The organism is Kitasatospora sp. NPDC101235 (assembly GCF_044767505.1).
GTDB lineage: Bacteria > Actinomycetota > Actinomycetes > Streptomycetales > Streptomycetaceae > Kitasatospora.
Genome location: NZ_JBIWNZ010000009.1, coordinates 247,758 through 270,226 on the forward strand (window position 1 = coordinate 247,758; position 22,469 = coordinate 270,226).

Here is a 22,469-nt window from a genome sequence, read left to right on the forward strand (position 1 = left end):
TGAAAGTGAACATCAGTGTTCGAGTTAACTGGAGGTGCCCCGCCCGTGGAGGGCGGGGGCACCCGGTCAGCGGTACTCGTAGTGGAAGTTGGCGATGTTCCGGGTGGTCGGTTCGGTGACGCGCCAGGGCTCCATCACCATGTCGTCGCCCATCAGAGTCGGGTTCTCGTTCTGGTGCGAGGGGTGCCAGGTCCACCAGAGCCGGTCGACGTTGGCGTGGTGCATGAAGAACAGCGGGTCGGCCGGGGCGGTCGAGAGGACGGACATGGTCGCGCCGACCCAGTCGTGCACGAGGTCGTGGATGTTCTCCAGGCCGTCCACGAAGGTGTTGAAGGTGCCCGCCCGCATGACGTTGCCGAGCCCGGCGATCCTCTGCTGCAGGTCCTCCTTGCTCCCCGGGGAGCGGGTGACCCGAATGACACGCGGGGTGATGCCGGGCACGATCACCGCCGGCAGGACGTTGGTCAGCCACTGCGGGACCTGCTGGTCGGCGGTCCAGTCCCAGTACGGGATCGTGACGTCGGAGTGGACGCGGCGCAGCTCGGTCTCCACCTGGTCCAGGAGTACCCGGTGCCAGGGGAGGAAGCGCTGAGCGCCCATGTCGTCCGGGGCGTTGGTCATGCGGTGCTGGTCGTGCATCTCGGCGTGGACGGCGACGAAGTTCCCCAGCACGCCGGACTGGTTGATCGCGTTGAACGCGTTGATCAGCCGCGACCGTTCGGTGGTGGTGAGGTCCTTCTCGCTCTTCCGGACCTTCTCCTCGGGCTGCGTGCGGCGCATGGCCACCAGGTCGGCGAAGGTCCTCGGTCCCATCCCGTCGTGCGGGATGACGGAGGGGGTGAAGAGGTCGGGCTGGGCGAGGGCGGCGAGCTGGCGCTCGATCATCTGGGTCACGGGGGGCCTCGGCTTCTCGGCTGCTCGTGGTTTCGTGTGCTGGGTGGTCGACAGGCACCCCCAGTAGAATCACGCCGCGTACGGAGCGATGCACGCCGAGCTACCCCGCTGGGATGGCCGGCCCGTCCGACCCGATCCACCGCTCGGGTACCGGCGCGGACGGCGTGACCGCACGCGGGGCTGGTCGGTGGTCATCGGCCCGGGCCGCCGCTGCCGCACGGGCCGGAGTGCCCGGCTGCTCCGACGCCTGCGAGAATTCCGGCATGGCTGAGCACGCGACCGACCACGGCTACCTCCTGGACAACCGGCAGTCGGAGGCGGGCATCCGCTTCGGCGCCCTCGCCGAGCTGTTCGACCCGGTGACCTTCCGGCACGTCGACGCCCTCGGGATCGGCCCCGGCATGCGCTGCTGGGAGGTCGGTGCGGGCGGTCCCTCGGTGCCGCTCGGGCTCGCCGAGCGCGTCGGCCCGACCGGCGCGGTGGTCGCGACCGACATCGACGTCTCCTGGACCGCCCCCGCCGCCGGCGGCGTGATCGAAGTGCTGCGCCACGACGTGGCGGCCGACCCGCCGCCGCCCGGCGGCTTCGACCTGGTGCACGCCCGGCTGGTCCTGGTGCACGTCGCCGACCGTGCCGAGGCCCTGCGCCGGATGGTGCAGGCGCTGCGCCCCGGCGGCCGGCTGCTGCTGGAGGACGCCGACCCGGCCCTGCAACCGCTGCTCTGCCCGGACGAGTCCGGCCCCGACGAGCGCCTCGCCAACCGGCTGCGGTCCGGCTTCCGCACCCTGATGGCGGGACGCGGCGCCGACCTCGCGTACGGGCGGACGCTGCCCAGGGCCTTGCGCGAAGCGGGCCTGGTCGACGTCCGGGCCGACGCGTACTTCCCGATCACCTCGCCGGCCTGCGCGGTCCTGGAGGACGCGACGGTCCGGCAGATCCGCGGGCTGCTGGTGCGGGAGGGGCTCGCGACGGAGGAGGAGATCGAGCGCCACCTGGCCAACGTCGCCTCCGGCTGGCTCGACCTGGCCACCGCCCCGATGATCTCCGCCTGGGCGCGCCGCCCGTGACGCAGCCCACCGACCCCGACCGGGCCGAGTCCGCCGTGCTGCTCGCCGAGGTGCGCGCCTGCGCCGGGCGGGCCCTCGCCACCGCCTGAGCGCTGACCGACGGGCTGGGGCTGCCGGCCTGGTCCACCGGCGCATGCCGCTCTGCCCCGGGTCCGAGCGGCATCCGGTGGGCGCGGCAACACCTGCTCCTGCACCGGCGGTTCGGCCCCGTTCACCTCCGCGTCGACCGGCTTCACCGGGGGGAAGGTCCACTGGGACGACGGCTCCGGAGGGTCCCGGCGGCGCGATCCCGCCGTCCGCCACCCGCCGTCCGCCGTCCGCCACCCGCCGTCCGCCGTCCGCCACCCGCAGGGGAGGTGGCGGGCGGCGGCCGTCCCGCGCAGACTCACCAGGCATGACACGACTGCCGACCGCGAACCGACGCCCGAACCTGCTCGTCGTGAGCGGGCCGCCCGGGGCGGGCAAGACCACGCTGGCGCACGCCCTGGCCGACGCGCTCGGCCGGCCGGCGGTCTGCCGGGACGAGCTCAAGGAACGGATGGCCGCCGCCCGGGAGGCCCCGGCCGAGGACCTGGACCGGCGGACGCTGGCGGAGTTCTTCCGCACCATCGACGAGCGCCTGCGCGCGGGAACCGACCTGGTGGCGGAGGCGGCCTTCCAGGACCGGCTGTGGCGGCCCGGCCTCGCACCGCTCGCCGGCCTCGCCGAGCTGCGCATCGTGCGTTGCACCGTCGACCCGGAGGCCGCCCGCGGGCGCATCGCCCGCAGGGCCACCGAGGAACCCGGGCGCGCCGTCCACGCGGACCGCGAGCTGCTGCGCCGCATCGCGCGCGGCGAACGGCCGATCGAGTCCTGGGTGCCGATCGCGCTGGACGCCCCCTGCCTGGTCGTGGACACCACCCGGGGCTGGAACCCGCCCCTGGAACGGATCACGGCTTTCGCCGCCGGCGCGGCCGCGGAGCCCGCCGGCCGGGCAGTGAACCACGGGCCGTCGGTCTAACCTCGACGGTATGGACGCGTTCGAACGCCCGGGCGGGCAGGCCGGTCCGCCGGGGGAGGGGCTGGAAACCCTGGTACGGCTGCTGGACCGGCGTGGCGCGGTGGTGCTCAGCGGGGCGGGCCTGTCCACCGAGTCGGGCATCCCCGACTACCGCGGCGCCACCGGCCGCCACCGCAGCGGCACCCCGATGACGTACCAGGAGTTCACCGGCAGCGCGGACGCCCGGCGCCGCTACTGGGCCCGCAGCCACACCGGCTGGCCCGCGATCGCCGGGGCCCGGCCCAACTCCGGGCACCACGCGGTGGACCGGCTGCGCCGGACCGGGCACGTCGCGGCGGTCATCACCCAGAACGTGGACGGCCTCCACCACGCAGCCGGCACCCGGGAGGCCGTCGAGCTGCACGGCGGACTCCGCCGGGTGGTCTGCCTCGACTGCCGCCGCACCAGCGCCCGGGCCGAGCTGGACCGGCGGCTGGAGGAGCTCAACCGGGGCTTCCGCCGGCCCGGGGCGGAGCTGAGGCCCGACGGAGACGCGCGGCTGCCGCAGCCGCTGATGGACGGCTTCCGGATCGCCGCCTGTACGGACTGCGGCGGCGTGCTCAAGCCCGATGTGGTCTTCTTCGGCGAGAACGTTCCACTGCCCCGGGTCGAGCACTGCTACGAACTGGTCGACGCGGCAAGTTCGTTGGTGGTCCTCGGCTCCTCCCTGGCGGTCCTGTCCGGGCTGCGCTTCGTCCGCCGCGCCGCCCGGTCGCGGCTACCGGTCGCGATCGTCAACCAGGGGCCGACGCGCGGGGACGGACTTGCCGCACTCCGGCTCGACCTGCCGCTGGGGCCGGCCATGACGGAGGTCGCCCGGCTGCTCGGCGCGGGCTGACCAGCCCGCTCAGCCGGCCGGCTGAGCGGGCCGGCCCGGCACCCACAGCGGCGCCCGGCCACCGCGCGGCATGGAGCGCGCCGCGTCCTGTTCAAGCCGGCCGGCCACCCGCTCGGGATCGCCCTCGCACAGCTCGACCAGCGCGGCCGCGGCGATCCGGGTGCAGCACAGCACCAGCGCCAGAGTGTCCTGGCGGTGGTGCCGCTCCCGTACGTACGCCTCTCCGCGCTCCTCGACGCGGCGGGCGTGGCACGGCCCGTCCTCGGTGGTCAGCGCTTGGACCCCGTGCCACACCAGGGTCAGCGCACAGGGCTCGGCCGGGTGCGCGACACCGTCCCGCTGCGCCTGCTCGCGGGCCTCCGCCGAGCGTCGCCCCAGCCACTCCAGTGCCGCCGGTCCGTCGTCCCGGCAGGAGCGCAGCACCAGCTCCGCGGCCCGGGCCACCACGGCCCGCAGCACCGCCGGCGCGGGCACCCGCAGTCCGGACGCGGGCCCGTCGCCGAACGCCAGCCAGGCATCGGCGAACGAGGCCGCCCGCAGCCCGCCCACCCAGGCCGGCGCCCCGCCTTCCGTGCTCCGCCAGTCCTGCGTGCCCAGCCGTACCAGCCCCACGGCCGCCAGGCACGCCGCGTCGCCGTCCAGCTCCCGCAGCCATCCACTCCGCACCAGCACACACCCCGTCAGCGGTTCATCCCCGTGAGGCCTCATCCCACCACACCAGGACGGGAACGAACTAGACAGGGTCACGTCACAATCTGGAAGCGGGCCTTCCGAGCCCCTGCGCGGTCGGCGGGCGTCCGGCTCAGGTCACCAGACCGCGCCGGAACGCCTCGCCGACGGCGCCCGCCCGGTCGCGCACCCCGAGCTTGTCGTAGATCCGCAGCAGGTGGGTCTTGACGCTGGGCGCCCCGACGCCGCTGCCGTCGTCGCTCGGTGCCGCACTTGCGGATAGCCTGGGCCGCCATGATGCGTAGGTGGATACTGCCGCTGCTGCTCGTCCTCTGCGGCGCGACCGTCGCGGGCGGGCTGGCGTTCAGCGGGAGTCGCGGAGCGGCCGTCCTGTACCTGCTGTTGTTCGCGGGGCTCGCGGCCATGAACTCGCCGCTGCTCTTCCCGAAGTCGCTCGGGGCGGCGGAGGCACAGCGCCGCAGCGCGGCCGACGGCCGGCCGGTGGTGTACTGGCGGCCGGGCTGCAGGTACTGCCTGCGGCTGCGCCTCCGGCTCGGCCGGGCGGCCCGCAGGCTGCACTGGGTCGACATCTGGAGCGACCCGGAGGCGGCAGCGGTGGTGCGGGCGGCCAACGACGGCAACGAGACCGTGCCGACCGTCGTCGTGAACGGCCGACCGCACACCAACCCCGACCCCGCGTGGGTTCGCGGACAGCTCTCCTCCGCCACCTGAGCGGTTGATCGGTCTTCAAACGTCGCGCCCGGCACGGGGAACCCGAGGCGCAGGCCCCGGAAACGCCGGAAGGCGGTGCCACCGGTCAGCTCGGTGGCACCGCCTTCCGGCGGCGCATGGCGTTGCGGCCGTCATGGCAGCCGCTTCCGGAACCAAGGTCCCGGCGAGGCAGAGGGCGTTCGCGCCCGGCCGTCAGCGGACCTCGGCGACCAGGGGCCCGTACTTCGCCTTGATCTCCGCCTCCGCGGACTGCCACTGCGGGGTGTCGACCACCACGCCGGTACCGTCGATGGCGAGTGTCAGCCCCTCGATCACCACACCCTTGGCCTGCCACTCCTCGGTGTCCGCGCGGATCCGGTTCAGGAACGTCATGAGCTGGCCGCGGGAGCCCGCCGCGTCGGCGAACTGCACCTTCACCGTGGGCCAGTCGGCCGCCATGCGGGTCACGGCGGCGTCCAGGCCGGTGCCGGGGACCCGCATCACGTAGAGCGTGTTCGTGCTCCTGTCGCGGCAGGTACCGAAGTAGTGGTCGGGGTAGTCGGCCATCCCCAGGTACTCGATGGCCTGACCCGCCCGCTCCACACCGGCCTCCACCGGATCGGCCGACAACGATGCCGACGGCGAGCCGGAGGCCGTCGGCCAGGCCGTGGGGGAGCCCGAGGACGTCGGCCAGGCCGTCTGCGAGCCGGACGGCGTGGGGGCGCCGGATGACGGCTGGCCGGACGATGACTGTGTCCCGGACGTGGGAGCGCCGGATGACGGCTGGCCCGATGACGACGGTGTCCCGGACGAGGGGGCGCCCGATGACGGCTGGCCCGACGACGACGGACCCCATGGCAGCTGGCTCGGGTGCTGGTGCCAGCCCGGTGTCCGCATCGACGTGGGCCCGTTCGTGCAGTTGAGCATCACGGCCACCTGCCTCGGGGCCGTCGCCCTCGGCGTCGGACTCGGCACGCCCACGCCGAGCCCCGCCGCCCCTGTACGACCGGTCCCGAGGCCGCCGAGCTGCGTCAGCGCCCCCGCTCCGACGGCCAGCACCGCCGCCGCCGTCACCCCCCGCACGGCCGCCTGCCGCCTGGCCCGCCGCCGTCCGGCCTCGCGCAGCTCGGCCAGCGGCGGGCTGCCCGCGACCCCCGCCGCATGCGCTCCGAGCCGGGTGACCAGCTCCTCCTCGAACCTGTCCTCAGCGTTCACGGCCCCACCAACTCCCTCACGTTTTCCATGTCCTGTCGAAGCGCCTTGATCCCGCGCGCCAGGTGCGTCTTCGCCGTGGGCACCGAACACCCCAGCTCCTCCGCCACCTGCGCGACCGGCAGGTCCAGGTAGTAGCGCAGCACCACGGCCGCCCGCTGCCGCCGCGGCAGTCCGGCCAGCGCCGCCGCCAGCTGGTCGTCCCGCTCGCCCTCCTGGGCCGCCGGTCCGTCCGGCAGCACGGAGGTGAGCACCTCGCGTCTGGTCCGCCGCCACCGCGAGACGTGGGTGCGGACCATCGTTCTGCGGACGTACCCCTCGGTCGCCGCCGCGTCCCGGATCGCCGACCGCCTCGGGTACACCTGCGCCAGGGCGTCGTGCAGCAGGTCCCGGGCGTCGTGGACGTCTCCCGTGATCAAGTACGCACCCCGCAGCAGGGCCTGGTACCGCGTTGCGACGAACTCGTCGAACGGGTCGGATCCGGAGCCCCCCGGGCGGATCGATTCGCGCTTCATACCCCCAGGACGCACCAGCCACCGAAAACGGATGACAACGGGCCGGCCCCTCTTCGCGGGCGTCGGCTCGCCGCCGGCACGTCGAGGCCCGGGGCTGCCTGCCGGGCCGCTGGGCCGACGGGGCGAATCCACGCGGGCGGTTGCCGGGAGCGAAGCGGCTGGTCGCATAGCCTTTCGCCCTGCCGCCGCCTCGGTGGCGCCGGCTCGGGGACGTGGACAGGGGGCGCAGGTGAGTTCGTCGGATGCGGCTGCGTCGACGCGGCGGACGAGGTTCCGGGCATGGCTGCTGGAGGGCCTGTCCGACATGGCGCAGGAGAGCCCGCACGGCGCGGGCTCGATCGCGATGCTGGAACGGCTGCTCACTCAACGCCGTCGTCGTGGTGAACGGTCTCTGGCACGTGCTGAAGGCCCCGCACGTGGTCGGCGACTGGACGGGCGCGCTCACCACCGAACACGGCAACGCGGTCGCGATGATCGGTGTCGCGCTGGCCGTCTTCCCGAAGCTGGCCCTGGGCTTGTCCGGCTTCGTGACCGGCGTCGCCGTGATGCCGCACATCGCGGGCGACCCCGAGGACACCGAGGAAAAGCCGGCCGGCCGGATCCGCGGCGCCCACAAGGCCGGGCAGCGCAACTGGACCCTCGCCTTCGCCGCCATCTCGACGGTGTTCCTCTGCGCGACGGGCGTGAACATCGCCGAGCGTCCGGACGGCGTGAAGATCGGCGCCTGCTTCATCGGCGGGATCGTACTGGTGTCCGTCCTGTCCCGGTTGAGGCGGCGTTCGAACTGCGGGTCACCGACGTGGTGCTGGACGAGGCGGCCGACCGCTTCGTCCGCGATTGCACCCACCGGACGATGCGGCTGATCGCCAACGAGCCGAACAGCCGTGACCTGGTGGAGTACCAGGAGAAGAAACGGGAGGTCCGGGCGCACCACGACATCCCGGCCGACGTCGACCTGGTCTTCGTCGAGGTGACGGTCCAGGACCCGTCGGAGTTCGAGTCGGTGCTGGACGTGCACGGAGAGGTCCTGCACGACCGCTACCGGGTGCTGTCGCTGGAGAGCTCCAGCGTCCCCAACGCGCTGGCGGCCCTGCTGCTGACCGTCAGGGACCGCACCGGACAGCTCCCGCACATCTACTTCGAGTGGACCGAGGGCAATCCGTTCGGCCACTTCCTGCGTTTCTTCCTGTTCGGTCAGGGCGAGGTCGCTCCGGTCACCCGCGAGGTGCTTCGCGAGGCCGAGCCGGACCGCTCCCGGCGCCCGCGCGTCCACGTCGGGTAGGGCGGAGCATGGAACCGGAGGCGGAGAGAGGCGGAGAGAGGCGGTGGGACGGCGGTGGCCGGGAAGCTGCGGGTGTTCCTGGGAGCGGCGCCGGGGGTGGGGAAGACGTACGCCATGCTCCGGGAGGGGCGGCGGCTGTACGGCGAGGGCCTGGACGTGGTGGTCGGCCTGGCCGAGACGTACGGCCGGCGCGGGACGGAGGAGCAGCTGGGGGACCTGCCGGTGTTGCCCCGGCGGACGGTGTCGTATCGGGGGACGGAACTGACGGAGCTGGACCTGGACGCGCTGCTGGCGCGCCGTCCGGCGCTCGCGTTGGTGGACGAGCTCGCGCACACCGACGTGCCCGGCGGGCGGAACGAGAAGCGCTGGCAGGACGTGCGGGAGCTGCTGGAGGCGGGGATCGACGTGGCGACGACGCTCAACATCCAGCACCTGGAGAGTCTCAACGATGTCGTCGAGCAGATCACCGGCGTCGCCCAGCGGGAGACGATCCCGGACGAGGTGGTCCGTGCCGCCGACCGGATCGAGCTGGTCGACCTGAGCCCGCAGGCGCTGCGGGCGCGGATGGCGCAGGGGGAGATCTATGCGCCGGACCGGATCGACGTGGCCCTCGGCCACTACTTCCGGGCCGGCAACCTCGGCGCCCTGCGGGAGCTGGCACTGCTCTGGCTCGCGGACCGGGTGGAGGAGGAACTGGCCGACTACCGCGCCCGGCACGGCATCCGGGCGCCCTGGGAGACCAAGGAGCGGATCCTCGTCGCGCTGAACGGCGCCCCGCAGGGCGAGCACCTGATCCGCCGGGGAGCCCGCACCGCGACCCGGATGCACGGGGACCTGCTCGGCGTGCACGTGCGGCTGGACGACGGCACGGCCGAGCGTGAGCCGCCGGGCCTGGCCGCGCAGCGGGCGCTGTTGCGGGAGTTGCACGGCGGTTACGTCGAGGTGAGCGGCGGCGACGTGGCGCGTGCGCTGGTGGACTTCGCCCGGACGGAGAGCGCCACGCAGATCCTGCTGGGGCCGACCAGCCGCAGCAGGCTGCGCGAGCTGGTGTCCGGCTCGGTGATCAACCGGGTGATCCGGCTGGCCGGCCCGATCGACGTACGGGTGCTGCCGCCGCCGGAGCCGGGGCTGCTGACCGTGCCGCCCGCGCCCCGGCGCCGCCGCCCTGCGTTGGTCCCGGTCCGGCGGCGCCGGCTGGCGTGGCTGCTCGGACCGGTCGCGGCGGTCGCGCTGACCTGGGCGCTGTCGCCGACGCGCGACTCGCTCGGCCTGTCCGGCGTGCTGCTGTGCCTGCTGCTGGTGGTGGCGGGGACCGCGCGGCTGGGCGGGCTGCTGCCGGCGGCGGGCAGCACCGCGGCCGGGGCGCTGGCGGCGGACTACTTCTTCACCACGCCGTGGCGCAGCCTGGCGGTGGAACGGGGCGCGGACGTCGCGGCGCTGCTGGTGTTCCTCGCGGTGGCCGGGGTGATCTCCCATCTGATCGACGGTCTGACGCGCCGTTCGCAGCAGGCGGACCGGTCACGGGCGGAGGCGGCGGTCCTCACCCGGCTGGCGGGGGAGACGGTGGAGTCCGGGCCACGGGTGCTGTCCGACCTGGTGGCGGAGCTGCGGCAGGTGTTCGGTCTGGACGGCGCCGCCGTGCTGGTGCGTGCGGGTGAGGCACTCTGGCAACCGGCGGCCTCGGCCGGGGTGGAGGTGCCGTCGAGGCCCGACGAGGCGTCGTTCTCCGTCGACCTGGGCGACGGCGCGGTGCTGGTGCTGCGCGGCGCACCGCTCACCGAGGAGGACACCCGGCTGCTCGGGCCGTACGTCACGCAGTTGAAACTGGCCCGGGAGCGGGAACGGCTGGCCGCGCAGGCATCGGCGGCGGAGGTGCTCGCGCACACCGACGCCATGCACACCGCACTGCTGGAGGCCGTGGGGAAGGACCTGCGGGCGCCGCTGGCGGCGGTGCGTCGGGAGGCCGAGCGCCTGCCGGACCCGGCCGAGGAGCGGATCGACGCCGAGGTGGAACGGATGGAGCGGATCGACGCCGAGGTGGAACGGATGGAGCGGCTGGTCGCCAACCTGCTGGACCTGAGCCGGCTGCGGGCCGGAGTGATGCCGGTGGTGCTGAGGCCGACGGCGGTGGCCGAGGTGGTACGGGCCGCCGCCGACGGGCTGGTCGGCGTCCGCATCGACCTCGGGGCGGGCTTGCCGCGAGTGCTCGCGGATCCCGGGTTGCTGGAGCGGGCGCTCGCGGACGTCCTGGTCTCCGAGGGGACGGCGGCGGTGGCGGTCGACGCCGGCGTGGTGGCCGGGCGAGTGGACGTCCGGGTGACCGTCCACGGCGGCGAGGCTGTGGCCGTGGAGCCCACGAGTCTGGCGGTGGTACGGGGATTCGTGGAGGCGATGAACGGCGAACTGGCCGTCGAAGAGGCACCCGGCGGCGGCACCGCGTACGTGATCAGCCTGGCCCGTGCGGTGGCCTGAGGGCGCGGCGCCGGGTCGGCCGACGATCTGGGGCATCAAGGCCGCGTTGTGATGCCGGGTGTCGGCGTCAGGGGTTCATCAGGGAAGGCGAACCGGCTTGCCCCGGGCCTGAGGGAAGGCTTTGATCAAGGACATGCACCGCTCGACACGCCACCACGACCGCCCGCCGCATAGCCGGCCGCGGATCGTCGCTGTCGCGGTCGCCACCGCTGTCCGGTAGGACCGAGCCCCTTCCCGCTCTCCGCCGGCCGCGTGCACGGGCCGGGTGCCGTTCGTCGTTCCCGTGCCGATCACCGCCGTCCGTTCCCTGTTCCGGACGACTCCGGGCGCAGGGGACGGACGAGCGGCCCCTCGCACCACTCCCTTCTCGCACCGCCGGCCCCGGAGGCGTACGGCTTCGTGCCGCGCCGCCTTCGCACCCCGCCGGTGCCTTCCACCCTTGGATGGGTCATGTCCGACGCTGTTCTGTCCACCCTCCCCCAGCCTTCGGCCGGGGGTACCCCCATCGCCCTCGTCACCGGCGCCTCCTCCGGGATCGGCTGGGAGACCGCCCGACTGCTCGCCGCGCACGGTGCGACCGTGCTCGTGCACGCGCGCACCACCGGCGAGGCCGAGGCCGCCGTCGCCCGGCTGGTCGACGCGGGTGTTCGGAGGGACCAACTCGTCGAGCTGGCAGCCGACTTCACCCACCTCGCGGAGGTCGCGGGGCTGGCCGGTGCGGTCGTCGAGCACTACCCGGCGCTGGACCTGCTGGTGAACAACGCCGCGGCGATGGCGCCCGAGCGCTGCACCCTCACCGACGACGGCAACGAGGTCTCGCTGCAGGTCAACTTCCTGGCCGCGCACCTGCTGGCGAAGCTGCTGCGCGCGCCGCTGTCGGCGGCCGGCGACGCCCGGATCGTCAACGTCTCCTCCTCGCTGCACCGCACTGCCTCGATGAACTGGTCGGACCCGCACCGGGTGAAGAGGTACTCGCGGGTCGCCGCGTACGCGCAGTCGCAGCTCGCGCTCACCATGGCGACCGCCGACATGGCCCCGGCCGGCTCCGGCATCACCGCCGTCAGTGTCAATCCGGGCCTGTGCGACACCGCGCTGCTGCCGCTGTACGGGCGGGTCGGCGCGCCGGCCGCGGAGGGCGCGGCGGAGGTGGTCCGGCTCTGCCTGCCCGGGACCGTCGTCGCCAACGGCGCGTACTTCGACGGCGGCACGCTCGCGCCGACCGCGCAGGCCGTCCAGGAGGAACGCTCGCAGAAGCGGCTGGTGAAGCTAGCCGACCAGCTGGTCGGCCAGGCTGCCTGAACCGCGCCGACCCGACGATCAAACGAAGGGGCACGATGTCCAAGCGCGCCCCGCAAGAAGGGGGACCGGCGCAAGAAGGGGGACCGGCGCAAGAAGGGGGCTCGGCGCAAGAAGGGGGCGAACCACGGCCGCAAGGCCGGCCAGAGCTGACCCCGTAGACCCACCCGGTGCCGCGTGCCACCGGCACCGGGTGCACACCTTCGGTCCTGAGGCCCGTCGTCCGTCCGCCGGTACGGCGGGCGTGCTCGGCGGCCATCGCGACGGCGGTCGGGACGTCGAGCGAGGTCGGGGTGGGGTCGGTGAGATGGGCGAGTAGCTCCCCGGCCGGGCCGGACGGCGCCCGCGGCCGGTTGCCTCGGTCGAGCAGCCCTACTGCGGGTGTCGAGTCCGCCTCACCACGAACCACCGATCAAGAGCCCCTCGCCGGACCGGGCCGACCGGCCCGAGGCTGAACCCCCGTCTCCGCTCGTCATGGTGGTGTCCCCCGTCCGGCCGGCCGTGGTTCAGGAGCCGTGGCCCGTGCCGACGCAGCGCTCGGGCGGGGCGACCTTCAGGTACTCGTGCTTGAGGAGGTTGGCGACGTTGTAGCGCTCGGCGTCCGTGAAGTCGGACGGCTTGAACTGGGGGTCGAGCCACTGCTGGTAGCCGAACCCGGGCTGGTTGAAGCCGGCCGCGATCCGGCCCGCCTGCACGCGGAAGGAGCGGCTCACCTCGTAGCAGTGGTAGCTGTTCCCGGGGCCGTTGAGCGAGTCCGGCGGCAGGGCGCGCTTGGCGTAGGGAGTCCCGCCGGTCGCCAGGAAACCGCCGGTCTCGGCCCCGAACCGGTCCAGGGCCTGACCCACGTCCATCGCCTGCTCGTGCATGTCGAGGGTGCCGTTGGTCTCCGCGAAGCCTCGGTTGTCGGGGTACTTCCACTGGGTGCCGTCGCGGTACCAGGCGAGGAACTGGGTCGGCTGCAGGCCCCCGAAGCGCTGGTAGTGGTTCAGCAGCGCCGCCACCGGTCCGGTTGTCGGCAGTTCGGCCGGGCCCAGCTCGGACCGGCCGCAGTAGTAGACGGTCGGGTCGTCCGGAGGGAGGAGGTCCGGACAGTCGGACGGCAGAGGGGCGCGGTGGGACGCCGACCGGTCCGGCGCGGCGACGGCGGTGCCGGCCGAGGCCATCACGGTGAGCGGAAGGGCAGCGGCCAGCGGCAGGACGATGAGCCTGAGCGAACGCATGGGTGGGCTCCAGGAGTGCACGGACGGAGGGGTGCGCGACGTACGACGCAGCGACAGCGGGCGTACGTGGCACGGTCATTGCACACTCGTACTGATCGGTAGGCGGGCAACCTGGGGAGTGGCTGCGCGCACAGCATTCGGACGGAGCAGTCGACGGGGCCGTGAGGCCTCGGGTGCCCCGCTTCACGCAGCGGTGGCAGCAGGACATCCCGTGGCCTCCGTTGCCGGATGCGGCTTCTCGGGCACGGAACAACGCCGCTGTGATGACGGGCGGTTGCCTCTGGCGTTTCCCGGGCGGGCGGCTAACATGAGTTTCCCTCACATTTTGAAGGGGGAGCAATGGTGAACCGTCTTGACCTGCCCGCGGGGTTCCGCTGGGGTGCTGCCACCGCCGCCTACCAGATCGAGGGGGCGGCGGACGAGGACGGGCGCGGACCGTCCGTCTGGGACACCTTCGTCGCCCGCCCCGGCGCCGTCCGCGACGGCCACACCGGGGCGGTGGCCTGCGACCACTACCACCGGTACCCCGAGGACATCGCGCTGATGAAGGACCTCGGACTGGACGGCTACCGGTTCTCGATCGCCTGGCCCCGCGTCCTGCCCACCGGCGCGGGCGCGGTCAACCCCGCCGGCCTCGCCTTCTACGACCGGCTGGTGGACGCCCTGTTGGAGGCGGGCATCACCCCGCTGCCCACCCTCTTCCACTGGGACCTCCCGCAGGGCCTGGAGGACAGCGGCGGCTGGCTCAATCGCGACACCGCGTACCGCTTCGCCGAGTACGCCACCGTCATGGCCGACCGCCTCGGCGACCGCGTCCCGGCCTGGATCACCCTCAACGAGCCGTTCGTGCATACGGTGTTCGGCTACGCGATGGGCACCCACGCCCCGGGCCGCACCCTGATGTTCGAGGCCCTCCCGGCCGCCCACCACCAGCTCCTCGCCCACGGCCTGGCCGCCTCGCTGCTCCACGAGCGCGGCCTGGAGGTGATGCTCTCCAACAACCTCACCCCCGTCTGGCCGGCCTCCGACTCGGCCGAGGACGCGGCCGCCGCCGAGGCCTACGACGCCCTGCACAACCGCCTGTTCACCGACCCCGTCCTCCTCGGCCGCTACCCCGACCTCTCCGCCCTGGACGTCCCCGACGACATCTTCGGCGCCGTCCACCCGGGCGACGTGGACCTCATCCACGCTCCCGGCCTCGACGGCCTCGGCCTCAACTACTACAACCCCACCCGCGTCGCGGCCCCCACCGACCCCGGCCTCCCCTTCGACCTGGTCGACATCCCCGACGTCCCCCACACCGCGTTCGGCTGGCCCGTCGTCCCCGATGGAATCCGCGAACTCCTCTTCGGCTTGAAGGAGTTGTACGGCACGGCCCTCCCGCCCATCACCATCACCGAAAACGGCTGCTCCGTCACCGAGTCCACCGTCCCCGACCAGCCCCGCATCGATTTCATGGCCGCCCACCTCGACGCCCTAGCCCAGGCCGTCGCCGAAGGCGTCGACGTGCGTGGCTACTACACTTGGTCACTGATCGACAACTTCGAGTGGGCCGAGGGATTCAACCAGCGCTTCGGCCTCGTCCACGTCGACTTCGACACGCTGAAGCGCACCCCCAAGGCCTCCTACGCCTGGTACCGCGACCTGATCGCCGCCCACCATGCCTACCACTCACAGTAGTTGGCCGTTGGCTTCTGCCGAAAAGTATGGTCTCTCGGCAATGGCCGAGAGCTGGTCGGACGGGGCTGCCCGCAGCAGTTGCGGCTCGGGCACTGCGCAAGAGACAGGCGACGCGGTCCCGGGTCACCCGGGTCCTGGCGGCAGGACCCGGGTGACCCGGTGCGGCTCTGTACCTTCAGGAACGGGACCAGCACTCGTGCAGGACCGGTTCCAGGCGCATTCGGGTGCCATCCCGGTCGAAGACCTGGAGGGCCTCCAGGCAGGTCAACACCCATTGGGTGTCGTGTAGTTCGATGCCGGCGAGCTCGATCGCGGCGAGGAGGTCCGCCTCGTCGGTCCACTCGCCGCCGAACTCGTCGGATACGGCCCGGTAGCCGGTGGCTACCATGGGATCGGTTGTGAGTCCGGTGTTCTCAAGGAACTCGACCGCGAAGGCCTTCTCTTGAACGTGTTCCCTGAGCCTGCCTAGTAGGGCTTTGTTAGGTGCGGTGGTGTGGTTTGGGTTCTGGGGCGGGTTGGCCGCATATGGAGCAGGCGCCGGTCCAGGTGGCCAGGAGGGCCTGGAGTTCGCGGAGGACCGCGTAGAGGGTCAGGCCGGCGCAGGGACTTTTGGGTCGATCCTGAGCATGGTGCAGAAGGCCTGGGCGAGGGAGGCGAGGGTGGTGTGGCGGTGCCAGCCGGGGTAGTTGCGGCCTTCGAAGTGGTCCAGGCCCAGGCCGTCCTTGAGTTCGCGGTAGTCGTGCTCGATGCGCCAGCGGATCTTGCAGATGCGGACCAGTTCGCGTAGCGGGGTGTCGACGGGGAGGGTGGAGAGCCAGTAGTCGGTGGGTTCGGCCGAGCCGGGCGGCCACTCGGCGAGCAGCCAGCACTCGGGCAGGGAGCCGTCGATGGCGCGGCGGATTGTGCGGTTGGCCGGTCGGACCCGCAGCGCCAGGAACCGCGAGCGCATCTCGGCGCGGGGGTTGTGCTCGGTGGTCTTGCTTCCCTGGCGCCAGGTCACGGTTCGTGCCGCCGATTGTCCTGCGTCCAGGGTGAGTTGGCGCAGGGTGGTGTGCGGGTCGGGGTAGGTCGGGCCGGGTGGGCGGCCCTGGCCGCTGTAGGGCGGGCGCTCGGGGACCACGTCGCCCGGGTAGGCGGTGGTGGTGCCCTTCACCGCAACGGCGTAGGCCAGGCCGCGTTCGGTCAGGTCCTCGCGAAAGCCCGTGGCGTCGCCGTATCCGGCGTCGGCGACCACGGGCAGGTCGGGTAGTTCCCAGTCCCCTCGGACCTCGTCGAGCATGTCCAGGGCCAGGCGCCACTTCTCCTTGTGCCGCTCGCTTTCGGGGATCGCCGCCTTGGCACGGCGGCGCACGATCGCCTCGGCCAGCAGCTTATCGCCGGCGTTCTTGGCGTCGTCCCAGCTCTCGGGCAGGAAAAGGCGCCAGTCGATGGCCGAGGAAGCGTGGTCGGACACCAGGTTGACGCTGACGCCGATCTGGCAGTTGCCGCGCTTGCCCAGCGCGCCGCAATACATCCGGGCCACTCCCGGGGAGTCGTAGCCGTCCTTGGGAAAGCCGACGTCGTCGATGGCGTACGCCTCCGGCGCGATGTGCGCTGCGGCCCAACGGGCCAGCCGCTCGCGAACCTTGGCCCAGTTCCAGGTCGAGGAGGCCACGAACTGCTGGAGCTGCTGATGATCCACCCCAAGGCGCTCGGCCATCGGCTGCATCGACTTGCGCTTGCCGTCCAGCATCAGCCCGCGCAGGTACAGCTCGCCCTTGGCCCGCTGGTCTCGCCGGGCGAGCGAGCCGAGCATCTCGGCGGCGAAGGCCTCCAGGCGCGGCCGGACCTCTTCCATCTCCTCAGGTGTCACACCTGAAAGAAGATCACAACCTATCCGATAAGGATCACTTGGGGTACCTAACAAAGCCCTACTAGGGCTTCGTCCTCATTCCCGTGGTCCTTGTGCAGGCTGATGGCCTTGTCCAGCAGGATCGGCCAGCCGCCGGTGACTTCGAGCAGCCGGGACACCCGGTCCGCGGTGAAGATCTCGGTGTGCTGAGCCCAAGCCCGCAAGCTTCGCTGATCGTGTCGCCTGAGGAAGACCGCGAACGAGTCGGCGTCGTCCGGCGAGGTCAAGAGCTCACGCCAAAGACCCAGTTGATGCGTTCCGAGGGTGAGGACGACCGCACGGGTGACGCCAGGGATCTCCGGGAGTGCGGTCCGGGCGACTACCAGTGACTCCCGACAAGTCTCGTCGCTCGTTCCCTTTTTCGCCAGACTGCTCACCACTACGCGACGCTCGCCGGGCCGGCCGCCGGTAAGCGCCTGCCGGAAGACACTCGGGCGTCCGATCGGAGGGAGGGTCCATCCGGCCACGCGCTCGGTGACCGACCGCAGGGTGTCCTCGACGTCGTCGATGCCCGTGGCGGGGGTGCCGAAGACCACCCGTGTTTGGTTCACATGGTTGCCGAGCAGGTCATCGACCTGGGTGACGGTCAACGGAGCCGCCCGATTGTCTCGCAGCTCTGGCCGACTTTCGAGCACCACCGTCTCCTCCAACTGGCACTCGTCGGCGGCGCTGAGCAGACGGTTCTCCACCTCCTCGGCGGTACCGATCATGCGCAGTGCGTTCGGTCCGCGCAGGTGCCAGCCGCGTCCGTCATGGTTGGGAGCGAGTACGCCGAGGCCGACCATCTCCTGGAGGTAGGCTCGCAAGCCTTCACTGTCCAGTCCTACGAAACCGTCGGGCCACCAGCTGCCGCACTCCTGCCGGAGTTCCGCGTCGGTCAGACGGGTTTCCAGACCGTTGTCCCGGGCATGGCGGGCGAGAACGTTCGCGATGACGTCGTACCGGTCGTCAAGCGTGAGCGTGTCCTTGAACGCCGCAGTGATGTCGGCTCGCAGCGAGGGGTCCGATTCGACCGCCTCGACATCGGTGGGAGAGATCGGGTAGGGAGGGCCATCCATGTCGCCACGAGCTCGGCGCTGTTGCATCACCTCCACCAGCCTGCTGCCGAACATCTGTAGCAGGAAGGGCTGATAGGAGCAGTAGCCCAGTACCCGGTTGACCAGGTCGACGTCGACGAACTCGAAGCCCAGGGCCCGCATCGGATCGACGAGCAAGTCGGCCGCGAACTGCGGAGCAAGTGGCCCGACGACGGTAGGCGTCTGGGCGAGGTGGCTGAACGGCCCGTTGCGGGCGAGGCGGGTGAAGCGCTGGACGGAGTGCAAACCGGCGAAGACCACCTTCATCCGCCCTGGCGTCTCCGTGCACAGGCCGCGCAACCGTCGCGTCTCGGTGCAGTGCGGGACGTCGGCTTCGAAGAACCGGTCGCACTCGTCCATCAGGATCAGCAGCCGGTGGCGGGAGTCCTCACCGAGCCATTGCTTGATGACGGAGCGCACCCGCTCGTACGGGCTGGTCCCGGCCTTACGGCGAGGCTTGGCCAGGGGGAGTTGTTCGGTCAGCTCGCCGTCCAGGACGCCCCAGATCGCCTCCGGGCCCAACGCGGTGCCCTTGCCGATGTTGTGGTGGTCCAGGTTGAGGTAGAGCTTCTTGTGGTAGCCCGGCTGCTGTTCGGCGAACCGGTCCCCGGCGTCGTTGAGCAGGGCGGACTTGCCGAGGCCGCGTCCGCCGAAGATGATCTGCGTCCCGTCCGGGTCCAGGATGTTCTTGCGCTCGGAATCGCGTCCGTAGAACATCTCCCGGCCGATGCGACCGCGCTTCTCCTTGATGTAGGGGTTCACCCCGGAGAACGGGAGGAGCGTCTCGGTCGCCACGCTCACTTGGCGGTTGCCCTGCGCGGCGAGATAGGCCAGAGCGGCGTCGTCTACGACCATCAGCGGGGCCACGTCCAAGGAGGCCGCCGCGAGTTCTGCTCGGGCCCTGCTGCTCAGTGTGCCGAAATAGGCGACGAGCAGGCTCTCCTTGCTGGGTTCCTGGGCCACCCGGCTCAGCAGCAGTTGGGCCGACGGGCGCCCCCAGATCATCAGGACGCGGAGACGTCCGGCTCGTTCGAGGATTCTGGAGCCGAACGCCGGGGCCCACGCGCGGCCGTTGATCTCGATGTCGAGGACGTCGACGAAGCGGTACTCGTTGCTGCGCGGAAGGTTGTGCAGCGGATGTGCCTTCTTGGCTTCGTAACCGAGTAGCTTCAGGGCGGGCAGCAGCATGACGTTCGCGCTGACGTTCTGTCGTTCCTTGGGTCCCGTAGCGGCGATTTCCTGCCAGGCCTCCAACGCCTTGGCCGCACGGTCGCTCTCGTCCTCCGACAGCCGCGTGTAGTCGAGTGCGGGGATGCCCGGGTGCTTGTCGCGTCCGCGTACCGACCGAATCAGCTCGTTCGTGATTCCCGCGCCGAGTCCGTCCGGCACCGCCGGGTAGAAGTCCGCGAGATGGGACTCACCGGACACGATCTCGGGCACTGGCTCGCCGAGTTCCAGGAAGTAGACGAGGTCGGCTGCGGTGGCTAGGCCGTCGGTGTCAAGGTGGCGAAGCACCTGCGCGCGGTCCTCGTCATTGATGTCAGGCAGCGCGTCGAGCCGAGAGCGCAGGCGATCCGCGGCCTCCTTGCGGTATCGGGGGAGGGACACCGCGACCTGTTCGAGCGTGCGCCGGACGAGGACCAGTTCGCGGGGGCTCCCGTCCTCGGCGTCGGGGTAGGCATCGCTCAGCAGCTCCTGCAGGCTGAGGTCCTGGTCGTCGGTGAGAGCGCCGTCGGCCTGGGCGCGTCGCAGCTCAGCGACCAGCTCGGTGTGCTGCTCGCGCAGCGCGGTGCGCCGCTTCATCTCGGTCTCGGCCAGCTCGGCGCGTTGTGAGGGCGCGAAGGACACTGGCTTGTCACCGGGGAGCGCACCCTGTTCGGCGAGGTCGAGGATGCGACGGGCGACGCCGAAGGCGTCGTGCTCCTGCTGCAGGGCCATGGCCTCTTCCCACGTCCGGTCCAAAGCCGCGAGCAGTCCGGCCACGGTGGGGTGTTCGCCGTCGGCCAGGGGGAGCTTGAGTAGTTCTGCGTCGATCGCCTGGTGCGCGGCTTGGTCCGTGAGGCCACGCGGTGTGGTGGCCACGCCGTGCTCGATCTCGCCCAGGAGCGTGCTCAGTGATGCCTGGGCCGCCCACGCGGTGGCTGCGGTGAAGGAGTTGTCCGACCTCTGCCGAATGGCTTCGAGGTCCTCCATGGCCCGCTGGCGTCCGGCGAGCATGGCCTCGCGCATGGTTGCGGTCTCCTGGAGAGCCCAGTTGCCGTCGGACGAACCGCTGCGCCTGATCATGTCGGTGACATCGACCCAGGACCTGGCGCAGTCTGTGGCCCGTTCGACCAGGTGGACGAGGTCCTGGCGTCCCGGGCCCTGTAGGGCGCGGCGGCTCGAACCGCGCAGCTCACGGTCCATCCGGTCGATCTCGGAGTGGATCTCGGTGAGCCGGGACAGCCGGCCGATCGCATCGCGTGCCTTCAGGTCGGCATCGGCTGCGTCGTTGACGATGGCGTGGAGTAGCAAGCCGAGCATGCCGTCCGGGGCGAGCCAGCGCTTGGCGATGTGGGTCGCACGGTTGAATCGGAGCCGCGGGGGTTTTAGGAGGTCTCGACCCTGCTGGACAACGTCGCGGAGCCTGTTCTCCGACTCGGACACGTTGGCGGTGCCGGTGAGCGGTTTGGTGAACGTGAGGGCGCTGCTCAGGGTCGGGTCCGCGACGGCGATCGCGACGGCGGCGAGCCCGTCCGGCAGCCTTGGGGCAAGCGCTTTCAGCTGAGCGCCGGCCGCGTACTCCCCGGTGACCAGGGAGGCACGGATCAACGCCGGAAGCGCGAGCAGCTCAGCGTTCTCGAATGTTCTCGCGCCGAGGGACTCGCAATGCTGAAGCGCGTCATGGAAGGCGCGGGTAGCGCCTCGGGACTCCGGCCTCAGGGTTGCGCCGGCGGCAGCGAGACGGAGGACGGCGCACTCCGGCTCCGGGCGGTCGGCGGCCACGGCCAAGTGGAAGGCCATGCCGTACCGGCCCTCGGTGACCAGTCGGGAGACGGCGTTCGACACTGCGGTGTCGCCGTGGGCGGGTACGGCCTCGTCGTCGGCAACGGACGGTGTGTTCGGACTGTCCTTCGGTCGCTCCGCCGTCGCTGTGCCTGCCTGGGTCTCGATGACGGGGGCGGGCGTGGGGGCCGCAGTGATCCCGGCTTCGGTCCTGGGCTGGGACACGGCCGCCCGAGCGCTCACGGCGGGATCGGTCGGCATGTCGTTGGTCAGTGGCGTCTCATGCGTAAGGGCCGACGGCTCGGGCCGGTCGGCCTCGCTGATTTGCCGGGGGAGGGACAGCTCCGTGTACAGCACGGCCGCGACGGCGCAGGCGGGCAGCGCCGTCACCACACGCTGTTGGCGGGTCATGATCTCCGGTAGGGAATCGGGCACTTCACGGAGTTCGACGATCTCGACGAGGACACCGAGTGCTTCGGCCTGGTTCCTCTCGGCGTCGCCCCACACGGCTGCACCGAGCAAGCGCTGAGCCAGTTCGTGGGCGGCTTCGAGCCCGACGCTCGCTGTGCTCCCGTTGGGGCAGGTGACCGACAGGAGCGCTTGCAGGGCCTCACGGGCCATCTGGTCGTGCCGACACTCGGAGAGGTACTCCCGCACCACCACCGCCAGGTCGTCAAGCCTGGTGGCCGTGGTCGTGACGCCGGCTTCGGCCAGGGAGTCCCGTACCCGTTGGAAGGCGTCAGTCAGCGTGGTGAGCGGGAGCAGGTCGCTCCGGCTGGGCGGACGCCCGTCGTCGAGCGAAGCCGCGACCCGCTCGGCCGCATCGTGAGCGGCTTGGAAGGCCAGTTCCAGCGCCCGGTGTGCGGCGTCCACGTCAACGATCCCGCCGGGATCTGACCCGACCGTAGGCGTTGGCGGGCTGGGGGTGACTTCGGTGGTCGGGCAGTGGGTGGTCGACGCGTCGGACTTACGCGGCGCCGGGACCAGGGAACCCTGGTTCGTGGTTTCGGGTCCGAAGGGATCGAAGTCGGGGAACTCCTCGACGGCCCCGGCGGCAGCGCCTCGCAGGGACGCCAGGTCCTGGTTGCCCGTGAGCGGCCCCAGGAGAGCGCGATCGGCCGCCCAGAGCAGAATCCTGGCGTCGGCTGCCGAGGCTTGGCACCATGAGAAGACCGCCAGGCGGACCAGGGCGGCACCCCAGCGGTCCGCTGGGTCGGCCGCGGAATCCGACTCCTCGGGCTGCCAGGATGCGTGAGCCGCGTCGTTCATGACCCGGTGCGTCAACGTCTGGGCGGCGCACCAACACTTCCGCTGGCGTGCATCCCGCTGCATCCGCGACAGCATGTCGTGGCACAACGCTTTACCAGCCCGGCGGGGAGCCGCGAGCTTGATGCCCAGCTTGCGCAGCAGGCCCTGCCGCTCCTTCGGTGAGAGGGAGTTGAAAGCCAGCTCCACCATATCGGCGGTCACCTCGTCGAGGGCGTCCGCGACCGGGTGATCGAGAGTGTTGAGCGCGTCGGCCAGTGGACGCAGACTCGCGAGCGTGGTGCCCGGTGGTGACAACGGTGGATCTGTCACCGCCAGGTAGGTGTCGTGCATACGTGCTCCGGTTCTCGGCGAGC

Annotated in this window: 15 protein-coding genes and 1 pseudogene; 8 read left to right on the plus strand and 8 right to left on the minus strand. The window is 71.8% G+C overall.

The window, feature by feature from the left end; translation table 11 throughout:
• Positions 1–66: 66 nt before the first annotated feature.
• Positions 67–885 (minus strand): tyrosinase family protein, encoded by an 819-nt coding sequence (locus ACIRRH_RS18095; protein ID WP_403067952.1) that lies wholly within the window; start codon positions 883–885, stop codon positions 67–69.
• A gap of 272 nt (positions 886–1,157) precedes the next feature.
• Between ACIRRH_RS18095 and ACIRRH_RS18100 the strand changes: the two genes are divergently transcribed.
• The 3 genes from ACIRRH_RS18100 (at position 1,158) to ACIRRH_RS18110 (ending at position 3,838) form a co-directional block, all read left to right on the plus strand.
• The gene (locus tag ACIRRH_RS18100) at positions 1,158–1,961 is read left to right on the plus strand and encodes a class I SAM-dependent methyltransferase (protein WP_403067864.1); all 804 of its coding nucleotides are present in this window, start codon (positions 1,158–1,160) and stop codon (positions 1,959–1,961) included.
• 394 nt (positions 1,962–2,355) lie between these two features.
• Complete coding sequence (locus ACIRRH_RS18105) at positions 2,356–2,961, plus strand: AAA family ATPase (RefSeq protein ID WP_403067866.1); 606 nt, start codon at positions 2,356–2,358, stop codon at positions 2,959–2,961.
• Positions 2,962–2,971: 10 nt separating this feature from the next.
• Positions 2,972–3,838 (plus strand): NAD-dependent protein deacetylase, encoded by an 867-nt coding sequence (locus tag ACIRRH_RS18110; RefSeq protein WP_403067868.1) that lies wholly within the window; start codon positions 2,972–2,974, stop codon positions 3,836–3,838.
• A 9-nt stretch (positions 3,839–3,847) separates the two neighbouring features.
• Here the strand turns inward: ACIRRH_RS18110 and ACIRRH_RS18115 are convergent, their stop codons facing one another.
• On the minus strand, positions 3,848–4,504 hold the full coding sequence (locus ACIRRH_RS18115; protein WP_403067870.1) for a hypothetical protein: 657 nt from the start codon (positions 4,502–4,504) through the stop codon (positions 3,848–3,850).
• 297 nt (positions 4,505–4,801) lie between these two features.
• Here ACIRRH_RS18115 and ACIRRH_RS18120 point away from each other — a divergent pair, with 297 nt between their 5' ends.
• Positions 4,802–5,239: a glutaredoxin domain-containing protein gene (locus ACIRRH_RS18120; RefSeq protein ID WP_403067872.1), complete on the plus strand. Its 438-nt coding sequence runs from the start codon at positions 4,802–4,804 to the stop codon at positions 5,237–5,239.
• A 192-nt stretch (positions 5,240–5,431) separates the two neighbouring features.
• Here ACIRRH_RS18120 and ACIRRH_RS18125 read toward each other — a convergent pair whose 3' ends face one another.
• Positions 5,432–5,821, minus strand: a complete 390-nt coding sequence (locus tag ACIRRH_RS18125) for a hypothetical protein (protein WP_403067875.1) — start codon at positions 5,819–5,821, stop codon at positions 5,432–5,434.
• 608 nt (positions 5,822–6,429) lie between these two features.
• Positions 6,430–6,945 carry a SigE family RNA polymerase sigma factor gene (locus ACIRRH_RS18130; RefSeq protein WP_403067877.1) on the minus strand — a complete coding sequence of 172 codons (516 nt, stop codon included), beginning with the start codon at positions 6,943–6,945 and terminating at the stop codon, positions 6,430–6,432.
• 359 nt (positions 6,946–7,304) lie between these two features.
• On the opposite strand from ACIRRH_RS18130, the pseudogene ACIRRH_RS18135 reads away from it, so the two are divergent.
• From ACIRRH_RS18135 to ACIRRH_RS18145, 3 genes and pseudogenes are all read left to right on the plus strand, one after another.
• A pseudogene (locus ACIRRH_RS18135) lies at positions 7,305–8,227 on the plus strand (hypothetical protein); the annotation flags it as partial.
• A 54-nt stretch (positions 8,228–8,281) separates the two neighbouring features.
• The gene (locus ACIRRH_RS18140; protein ID WP_403067880.1) at positions 8,282–10,699 is read left to right on the plus strand and encodes a DUF4118 domain-containing protein; all 2,418 of its coding nucleotides are present in this window, start codon (positions 8,282–8,284) and stop codon (positions 10,697–10,699) included.
• A gap of 450 nt (positions 10,700–11,149) precedes the next feature.
• Entirely contained in the window at positions 11,150–11,998 is an 849-nt protein-coding gene (locus tag ACIRRH_RS18145) for an SDR family NAD(P)-dependent oxidoreductase (protein ID WP_403067883.1), read from the plus strand.
• 503 nt (positions 11,999–12,501) lie between these two features.
• On the opposite strand, the gene ACIRRH_RS18150 is transcribed toward ACIRRH_RS18145, so the two are convergent.
• Positions 12,502–13,215 carry a TNT domain-containing protein gene (locus ACIRRH_RS18150; RefSeq protein WP_403067885.1) on the minus strand — a complete coding sequence of 238 codons (714 nt, stop codon included), beginning with the start codon at positions 13,213–13,215 and terminating at the stop codon, positions 12,502–12,504.
• A gap of 339 nt (positions 13,216–13,554) precedes the next feature.
• Here ACIRRH_RS18150 and ACIRRH_RS18155 point away from each other — a divergent pair, with 339 nt between their 5' ends.
• A complete protein-coding gene (locus ACIRRH_RS18155) occupies positions 13,555–14,895 on the plus strand; it encodes a GH1 family beta-glucosidase (protein WP_403067888.1) in 1,341 nt (446 codons plus the stop codon).
• 175 nt (positions 14,896–15,070) lie between these two features.
• Here ACIRRH_RS18155 and ACIRRH_RS18160 read toward each other — a convergent pair whose 3' ends face one another.
• From ACIRRH_RS18160 to ACIRRH_RS18170, 3 genes are all read right to left on the minus strand, one after another.
• Positions 15,071–15,283: a hypothetical protein gene (locus ACIRRH_RS18160; protein WP_403067890.1), complete on the minus strand. Its 213-nt coding sequence runs from the start codon at positions 15,281–15,283 to the stop codon at positions 15,071–15,073.
• A 201-nt stretch (positions 15,284–15,484) separates the two neighbouring features.
• Entirely contained in the window at positions 15,485–16,747 is a 1,263-nt protein-coding gene (locus ACIRRH_RS18165) for an IS701 family transposase (RefSeq protein WP_403067893.1), read from the minus strand.
• A gap of 47 nt (positions 16,748–16,794) precedes the next feature.
• On the minus strand, positions 16,795–22,446 hold the full coding sequence (locus ACIRRH_RS18170; RefSeq protein ID WP_403067895.1) for a hypothetical protein: 5,652 nt from the start codon (positions 22,444–22,446) through the stop codon (positions 16,795–16,797).
• Between the last annotated feature and the right edge of the window lie 23 nt (positions 22,447–22,469).

Bases quoted from the DNA above. Each gene is read 5' to 3' on its own strand.
- ACIRRH_RS18095 (WP_403067952.1), bottom strand. From the start codon at position 885: ATGATCGAGCGCCAGCTCGCCGCCCTCGCCCAGCCCGACCTCTTCACC.
- ACIRRH_RS18100 (WP_403067864.1), top strand. From the start codon at position 1,158: ATGGCTGAGCACGCGACCGACCACGGCTACCTCCTGGACAACCGGCAG.
- ACIRRH_RS18105 (WP_403067866.1), top strand. From the start codon at position 2,356: ATGACACGACTGCCGACCGCGAACCGACGCCCGAACCTGCTCGTCGTG.
- ACIRRH_RS18110 (WP_403067868.1), top strand. From the start codon at position 2,972: ATGGACGCGTTCGAACGCCCGGGCGGGCAGGCCGGTCCGCCGGGGGAG.
- ACIRRH_RS18120 (WP_403067872.1), top strand. From the start codon at position 4,802: ATGATGCGTAGGTGGATACTGCCGCTGCTGCTCGTCCTCTGCGGCGCG.
- ACIRRH_RS18130 (WP_403067877.1), bottom strand. From the start codon at position 6,945: ATGAAGCGCGAATCGATCCGCCCGGGGGGCTCCGGATCCGACCCGTTC.
- ACIRRH_RS18145 (WP_403067883.1), top strand. From the start codon at position 11,150: ATGTCCGACGCTGTTCTGTCCACCCTCCCCCAGCCTTCGGCCGGGGGT.
- ACIRRH_RS18150 (WP_403067885.1), bottom strand. From the start codon at position 13,215: ATGCGTTCGCTCAGGCTCATCGTCCTGCCGCTGGCCGCTGCCCTTCCG.
- ACIRRH_RS18155 (WP_403067888.1), top strand. From the start codon at position 13,555: ATGGTGAACCGTCTTGACCTGCCCGCGGGGTTCCGCTGGGGTGCTGCC.
- ACIRRH_RS18160 (WP_403067890.1), bottom strand. From the start codon at position 15,283: ATGGTAGCCACCGGCTACCGGGCCGTATCCGACGAGTTCGGCGGCGAG.
- ACIRRH_RS18170 (WP_403067895.1), bottom strand. From the start codon at position 22,446: ATGCACGACACCTACCTGGCGGTGACAGATCCACCGTTGTCACCACCG.